The sequence below is a fragment of the Citrobacter sp. Ce129 genome, assembly GCF_030334545.1.
GTDB lineage: Bacteria > Pseudomonadota > Gammaproteobacteria > Enterobacterales > Enterobacteriaceae > Citrobacter > Citrobacter europaeus.
In genome coordinates this window covers 102012-109659 of sequence record NZ_JAOWDS010000027.1, presented here as the reverse complement: position 1 = coordinate 109659, position 7648 = coordinate 102012, and the positions used below count along the sequence as shown (strand labels likewise).

The window sequence follows — 7648 nt, the reverse complement described above, 5'->3', positions numbered from 1 at the left end:
GAGGTTGAGTAACGGGTACGGCCGTCCGAGATCGTCCACTTCTGTACGTCCCGTCACGTTAAATCCCATCTTCTTATAGAATCCAACTGCCTGCTCATTCTGTTCGTTAACGTTGGTTGTTAGCGTTGAACTCATTGATAAAGCATGTTCAATCAGCAACTTACCCACACCACTCCCACGCACATCCGGATCGACAAACAACGCATCTATATGCTTATCGGTAAGGAGCATGAAGGCGACGGGCTCATCCTGTTCTGTCACTGCAACCCATAGAGGGGCTTCAGGTAAAAATGAACGTACCAGCTCCTCCAGCTCAATCCGATAATCCGCAGAGAGGAAATGGTGTGTGGCATCTACTGAACGACACCAAATAGAAACTAACTTATCTCCTTCGTCCAGACGCGAACGACGAATGGTAATGGTCATAGCATTCTCCTTTTTTTCTTTACTCCACTATTCTACAGCAAGGAGCCGTGAAACTTTCTCAACTTGAGGATGCAGGCTCGACATTCGCATGATTCCTGGGTATCTTCAGCTATCTGGATGTCTAAACGTTTAAGCGTATGTAGTGAGGTTATCAGGTTATGCCAATTCGCGTGCAGGACGAGCTACCCGCCGTCAATTTCTTGCGTGAGGAAAACGTCTTCGTGATGACGACATCCCGCGCTTCCGGTCAGGAAATTCGTCCACTGAAGGTGCTCATCCTCAACCTGATGCCCAAGAAGATTGAAACGGAAAACCAGTTCCTGCGTTTACTCTCTAACTCACCGCTGCAGGTAGATGTTCAGCTATTGCGCATCGATGCCCGCGAGTCACGCAACACCCCAACGGAGCATCTGAATAACTTTTACTGTAATTTCGAGGATATCTGCGATCAGAACTTTGACGGACTGATTGTGACCGGCGCGCCGTTGGGCCTGGTTGAATTTAATGATGTGGCTTACTGGCCGCAGATTAAACAAGTGCTTGAATGGGCGAAAGATCATGTTACATCGACGCTATTTGTCTGTTGGGCGGTGCAAGCCGCGTTGAATATCCTGTACGGAATTCCTAAGCAAACCCGCACGGATAAACTCTCAGGTGTCTATGAGCACCATATTCTTCACCCTCATGCGCTGCTGACGCGTGGATTTGATGATGCGTTCCTGGCCCCGCATTCGCGCTATGCCGATTTCCCTGCTGCGCTTATCCGCGACTACACCGATCTCGAGATTTTTGCTGAAACCGAAGAGGGAGATGCTTACCTGTTTGCCAGCAAAGATAAACGTATTGCCTTCGTGACGGGTCATCCTGAGTATGACGATCACACACTCGGCAGCGAATATTTTCGTGACGTCGAAGCGGGCTTAACGCCGGAAGTTCCCTATAACTATTTCCCGAAAGATGACCCACAAAACAAACCGCGGGCAACCTGGCGTAGCCACGGCAATCTGTTGTTCACCAACTGGCTCAACTATTACGTCTACCAGATCACGCCATATGATCTGCGTCACATGAATCCAACGCTGGATTAATCTTCTGTAGCAGACGATCCTTAAGCGTTTCAGCATGTTGAATCAGGCACCTTCGGGTGCCTTTTTTATTTCCGAAACGCACCTCATCATGTAATTAAATTTAATTTATATTGTTATCAATAAGTTAATTGATAATTAAATTAAAAATGGAAATTGTTTTTGATTTTGAAATTTAAATGAGTAGTCTTAGTTGTGCTGAACGAAAACCGCACAACGATCCTTCGTTCGCATTGGGGATGTGTTTGGATCAATGACGAGGAACTACGCAATGAATCAACAGGCAACGACAACCGATGAACTGGTCTTTACCAGGCCGAGCGGCGAACAGGAGCAACAAATTCTGACCGCTGAAGCGGTAGAGTTTCTTACCGAGCTGGTGACAAGATTTACGCCAAAGCGGAATAAACTTCTGGCTGCGCGTATCCAGCAGCAGCAGGATATTGATGACGGTAAGTTGCCTGATTTTATTTCGGAAACAGCTTCCATTCGTGAGGGTGACTGGAAGATCCGCGGAATTCCTGATGATTTACTGGATCGCCGCGTAGAGATTACCGGACCGGTTGAGCGCAAGATGGTCATCAACGCGCTGAACGCGAACGTCAAAGTCTTTATGGCTGATTTTGAAGATTCGCTGGCTCCTGAGTGGAGCAAAGTTATCGACGGGCAGATCAACCTGCGCGATGCGGTCAATGGCACCATTAGCTATACCAATGAAGCGGGTAAAATTTATCAGCTCAAACCCAACCCGGCTCTGTTGGTGTGTCGTGTTCGTGGTCTGCACCTGCCGGAAAAACACGTCACCTGGCGTGGCGAATCGATCCCAGGCAGCTTGTTCGACTTTGCCCTCTATTTCTTCCACAACTACAAAACGTTGCTGGCGAAAGGCAGCGGCCCTTATTTCTATCTGCCAAAAACACAGGCCTGGCAAGAAGCGGCATGGTGGAGCGAAGTGTTCAGCTATGCAGAGGACCGCTTTAACCTGCCGCGCGGCACCATTAAAGCGACCCTGTTGATTGAAACGCTGCCGGCTGTTTTCCAGATGGACGAAATTCTGCACGCCCTGCGTGACCACATTGTGGGCCTGAACTGCGGTCGCTGGGACTACATTTTTAGCTATATCAAGACGCTGAAGAACCACCCGGATCGCGTGCTGCCGGACCGTCAGGTGGTGACGATGGATAAGCCATTCCTCAGCGCCTATTCGCGTCTGCTGATTAAAACCTGTCATAAACGCGGCGCGTTCGCGATGGGCGGCATGGCGGCGTTCATTCCCAGCAAAGATGCGGAACGTAACAACCAGGTTCTGACCAAGGTAAAAGCGGACAAAGCGCTGGAAGCGAATAACGGTCATGACGGCACATGGATTGCCCATCCGGGACTGGCAGATACCGCTATGGCGGTGTTCAACGACGTACTCGGTGAAAACAAAAATCAGCTATTCGTGACCCGTGAAGAAGATGCGCCGATTACCGCAGAACAACTGCTGGCGCCTTGTGAAGGTGAGCGTACTGAAGAAGGCATGCGCGCCAATATCCGTGTCGCGGTGCAGTACATCGAAGCGTGGATCTCCGGTAACGGCTGCGTACCGATTTACGGTCTGATGGAAGATGCGGCCACCGCCGAAATCTCCCGTACCTCCATCTGGCAGTGGATCCACCACCAGAAGACGCTCAGCAACGGTAAGCCGGTTACCAAACCGCTGTTCCGTCAGATGCTGGCCGAAGAGATGTTGGTGATTCAGGACGAACTGGGCGAGCACCGCTACAGCAGCGGGCGTTTTGACGATGCCGCGCGCCTGATGGAACAAATCACCACATCAGATGACTTAATCGACTTCCTCACCCTGCCAGGTTACCGCCTGCTGGCGTAATCCACCACATAACAATATGGAGCATCTGCACATGAAAACCCGTACTCAACAAATCGAAGAATTACAGAAAGAATGGACTCAACCGCGCTGGGAAGGCATCACCCGTCCATATAGCGCGGAGGAAGTGGTGAAATTACGTGGCTCGGTCAACCCGGAATGTACGCTGGCGCAGCTTGGCACGGCAAAAATGTGGCGTCTGCTGCACGGTGAATCGAAGAAAGGTTATATCAACAGCCTCGGCGCGCTGACTGGCGGTCAGGCGCTGCAACAGGCGAAAGCCGGTATCGAAGCAGTCTACCTTTCAGGTTGGCAGGTGGCGGCAGATGCCAACCTGGCATCCAGCATGTATCCAGACCAATCGCTGTATCCGGCGAACTCGGTCCCGGCAGTGGTGGACAGGATCAACAACACATTCCGTCGCGCCGATCAGATCCAATGGTCAACCGGCATTGAGCCGAACGATCCGCGCTATGTCGATTACTTCCTGCCGATTGTTGCCGATGCGGAAGCTGGGTTTGGTGGCGTACTGAACGCGTTTGAACTGATGAAATCGATGATTGAGGCTGGTGCAGCGGCCGTTCACTTCGAAGATCAGCTCGCATCGGTGAAAAAATGTGGTCACATGGGCGGCAAAGTGCTGGTTCCGACTCAGGAAGCTATCCAGAAACTGGTGGCCGCCCGTCTGGCAGCCGACGTCATGGGTGTTCCGACGCTGGTGATTGCGCGTACTGATGCTGACGCAGCCGATCTGATTACGTCTGATTGCGACCCTTACGATAGCGAGTTCATCACCGGCGAACGTACCAGCGAAGGGTTCTACCGTACGCATGCGGGCATTGAGCAGGCGATCAGTCGTGGCCTGGCCTACGCACCGTATGCGGATCTGGTGTGGTGTGAAACTTCCACGCCGGACCTCGAACTGGCGAAGCGCTTTGCCGATGCGATTCACGCGAAATTCCCAGGCAAACTGCTGGCCTACAACTGTTCGCCGTCGTTTAACTGGCAGAAAAACCTCGACGACAAAACCATTGCCAGCTTCCAGCAGCAGCTGTCGGATATGGGTTACAAATACCAGTTCATTACCCTGGCGGGCATCCACAGCATGTGGTTCAACATGTTCGACCTCGCGCATTCCTATGCGCAGGGCGAAGGCATGCGCCACTATGTTGAGAAGGTTCAGCAGCCAGAATTTGCGGCGGCTAAAGACGGTTACACCTTCGTATCCCATCAGCAGGAAGTGGGTACAGGCTACTTCGATAAAGTCACCACCATCATTCAGGGCGGTACTTCCTCGGTGACCGCGCTGACCGGCTCGACCGAAGAATCGCAGTTTTGATTAATGCCCGGTGGCGCTGCGCTTACCGGGCCTACGAAGGGATGTAGGCCGGATAAGCGAACGCGCCATCCGGCATGACGTTGTGCCGGATGGGAGAAATCGATGACGCGTGGCCTGGAATTACTGATTGCTCAGACTATCTTGCAAGGTTTCGACGCCCAGTACGGGCGTTTTCTGGAAGTCACCTCCGGCGCGCAGCAGCGTTTTGAACATGCCGACTGGCATGCGGTTCAGCAGGCGATGAAAAGCCGTATTCACCTTTACGATCATCATGTGGGTCTGGTGGTGGAACAGCTGCGCTGCATTACTGACGGTAAAAGTACCGACGCGGATTTTTTACTTCGCGTGAAAGAGCATTACACCCGGCTACTGCCGGATTACCCGCGCTTCGAGATTGCGGAGAGTTTCTTTAACTCCGTCTACTGCCGGTTATTTGACCACCGCTCGCTGACTCCCGAGCGGCTGTTTATTTTCAGTTCTCAGCCAGAGCGCCGTTTTCGCACGATCCCACGTCCGCTGGCGAAAGACTTCTTTCCTGATACCGGCTGGGAGTGGCTGCTTACGCGCGTCCTTAGCGATCTGCCCCTGCGCCTACCGTGGCAGAATAAACATCGTGATATCCACTTCATCATCGAACACCTGACCGAAACCCTGGGAGCGGATGTGTTGCCGGGCTGTCATTTACAGGTGGCGAACGAACTGTTTTATCGCAACAAGGCCGCCTGGCTGGTCGGTAAATTGATTACCCCTTCCGGGACGCTGCCGTTTTTATTGCCAATCCACCGGACTGACGAAGGCGAACTGTTTGTCGATACCTGTCTGACCACGACAGCGGAGGCGAGCATTGTGTTTGGCTTCGCCCGCTCCTATTTTATGGTGTACGCTCCGTTGCCTGCGGCGCTGGTGGAGTGGCTGCGCGAGATCCTGCCCGGAAAAACCACCGCCGAACTGTACATGGCGATTGGCTGTCAGAAACACGCGAAGACCGAAAGTTACCGCGAGTATCTGCTCTATCTTGCCCATTGCGATGAGCATTTTATCGAAGCGCCGGGTATTCGTGGCATGGTGATGCTGGTGTTTACCCTGCCGGGCTTTGACCGGGTGTTTAAAATCATCAAAGACAAATTTGCCCCGCAAAAAGAGATGTCTGCCGCCCACGTCCGCGCCTGCTATCAGCTGGTCAAAGAGCACGATCGTGTTGGGCGAATGGCTGACACTCAGGAGTTCGAGAACTTTGTGCTGGATAAACGGCAAATCGATCCGGCGCTGATGGCGCTGTTATTGCAGGAAGCCCCGGAAAAAATTACCGATCTCGGCGATCAGATTGTCATTCGCCATCTGTATATCGAACGACGGATGGTGCCGCTGAATATCTGGCTGGAGCAGGTCGAAGGCCAGCAGCTGCGCGATGCCATTGAAGAGTACGGCAACGCGATTCGCCAACTGGCTGCCGCCAATATTTTCCCCGGCGATATGCTGTTTAAGAACTTCGGCGTGACCCGCCACGGGCGCGTGGTGTTCTACGACTACGATGAAATATGCTACATGACGGAGGTGAATTTCCGCCATATCCCGCCGCCACGCTACCCGGAAGATGAGATGAGCGCTGAGCCTTGGTACAGCGTATCGCCGGGAGATGTCTTCCCGGAAGAGTTTCGTCACTGGCTTTGTGCCGATCCGCGTATCGGGCCGCTATTTGAAGAGATGCACGCTGACCTGTTCAGCGCTGACTACTGGCGCGGCCTACAGACGCGCATCAAAAACGGTCACGTGGAAGATGTTTACGCCTACCGGCGTCGGCAACGGTTCAGCGTACGTTATGAAACCGACCGTAGGCCGGATAAGGCGCTTGCGCCGCCATCCGGCAATGTGCGCCGTGCCTGATGCGCTACGCTTATCAGGCCTACAAATCTGCACTAACCCTGGACAGTAGGCCGGATAAGGCGTAGCCGCCACCCGGCAATCCCATCTTAGCGAATCCCGCCATACGCCAGCGTCACTTCTTTCGCCGCTTTGATCGCCATAGCGCCAAACTCGGTCACGCGATCGTCGGTAATGCGCGAAATGGGTCCGGAAATGGAAATAGCGGCGAACGGCTCGCGGTGCTCGTCATAAATGCATGACGCCACGCAGCGCAGGCCCAGCGCATGTTCCTCATCATCAAAGGAATAGCCGCGCTTGCGCGTCTGGGCCAAATCCTCTTTCAGATGCACCGGCGACACCAGCGTGGCGTGGGTGTAAGCGTGCAGGCCTTTACGGTGTAGCAGGCCAGTCACCTGTTCTTCGCTCAGTTGGGATAAAAACGCCTTACCCGCGCCGGAAGCGTGCATCGGCAGTTTGCCGCCGATAGGCGCGGACATGCGCATCAGTTGGGTGCACTGCACCTGGTCGATAATAATGGCCTGATGGTCGCTTTGATCCAGCACGGCGAGGTTTACCGTCTCACCGGAGTCTTCCATCAGCTTGCGCAGGATCGGGTGGACAATCGCCAGCAAATTACGGCTTTGTAAAAAGCTGCTGCCGACGATAAACGCATGTGCACCGACGGCCCAGTGTCCTAAGTCACCGACCTGGCGGACAAAACCCTGCTGCTGCATGGTGGTCAATAAACGGTGAGTCGTGGAATTTGGCAGGCCGGCCTGCTGTGCCAGTTCGGTTAGCGCCACGCTGCCGTTGGATTCCGCAATCCACTCCAGTAGCTTCAGGCCGCGGGTCAGAGACTGAACCTGCCCGGTTGCAGGCGCAGTAGCAGCGGCGGGTTTTCTACCGCGTTTCGCGGGGATTGTGGCAACCATGGCGGACTCCTTTTCTGTATCGTGGAAATCATTTTCGTTTTATTCAATTATAATGCAAGAATTCCTGTACTGATCGGATGAGTGAAGCTGAACATGTCTCATGTTGGCCGTTGTTCCCTTTTCCACCTCTCAG

6 protein-coding genes are annotated in these 7648 nt (G+C 53.4%); 4 read left to right on the top strand and 2 right to left on the bottom strand.

Going from position 1 to position 7648, the window contains the following annotated elements; all coding sequences use genetic code 11:
- Positions 1-426: acetyltransferase (locus OGV77_RS00815; protein ID WP_286502530.1), on the bottom strand; the 426-nt coding region annotated here is incomplete at its 3' end.
- A 158-nt stretch (positions 427-584) separates the two neighbouring features.
- Here OGV77_RS00815 and metA point away from each other — a divergent pair.
- The 4 genes from metA (at position 585) to aceK (ending at position 6604) form a co-directional block, all read left to right on the top strand.
- Positions 585-1514, top strand: a complete 930-nt coding sequence (gene metA / locus OGV77_RS00810) for a homoserine O-acetyltransferase MetA (RefSeq protein WP_043018036.1) — start codon at positions 585-587, stop codon at positions 1512-1514.
- A 268-nt stretch (positions 1515-1782) separates the two neighbouring features.
- Positions 1783-3384, top strand: a complete 1602-nt coding sequence (gene aceB, locus OGV77_RS00805) for a malate synthase A (RefSeq protein WP_047407301.1) — start codon at positions 1783-1785, stop codon at positions 3382-3384.
- A gap of 31 nt (positions 3385-3415) precedes the next feature.
- Positions 3416-4720, top strand: a complete 1305-nt coding sequence (aceA, locus tag OGV77_RS00800; protein WP_087050422.1) for an isocitrate lyase — start codon at positions 3416-3418, stop codon at positions 4718-4720.
- A 102-nt stretch (positions 4721-4822) separates the two neighbouring features.
- Positions 4823-6604 (top strand): bifunctional isocitrate dehydrogenase kinase/phosphatase, encoded by a 1782-nt coding sequence (aceK, locus tag OGV77_RS00795; RefSeq protein ID WP_087050423.1) that lies wholly within the window; start codon positions 4823-4825, stop codon positions 6602-6604.
- 86 nt (positions 6605-6690) lie between these two features.
- On the opposite strand, the gene iclR is transcribed toward aceK, so the two are convergent.
- Complete coding sequence (gene iclR / locus OGV77_RS00790) at positions 6691-7515, bottom strand: glyoxylate bypass operon transcriptional repressor IclR (RefSeq protein ID WP_043018039.1); 825 nt, start codon at positions 7513-7515, stop codon at positions 6691-6693.
- Positions 7516-7648: the final 133 nt, after the last annotated feature.

What these genes read in the sequence shown, in the direction of transcription:
- aceA (WP_087050422.1), top strand. Translation starts at nt 3,416, where the DNA reads ATGAAAACCCGTACTCAACAAATCGAAGAATTACAGAAAGAATGGACT.
- metA (WP_043018036.1), top strand. Translation starts at nt 585, where the DNA reads ATGCCAATTCGCGTGCAGGACGAGCTACCCGCCGTCAATTTCTTGCGT.
- aceK (WP_087050423.1), top strand. Translation starts at nt 4,823, where the DNA reads ATGACGCGTGGCCTGGAATTACTGATTGCTCAGACTATCTTGCAAGGT.
- iclR (WP_043018039.1), bottom strand. Translation starts at nt 7,515, where the DNA reads ATGGTTGCCACAATCCCCGCGAAACGCGGTAGAAAACCCGCCGCTGCT.
- aceB (WP_047407301.1), top strand. Translation starts at nt 1,783, where the DNA reads ATGAATCAACAGGCAACGACAACCGATGAACTGGTCTTTACCAGGCCG.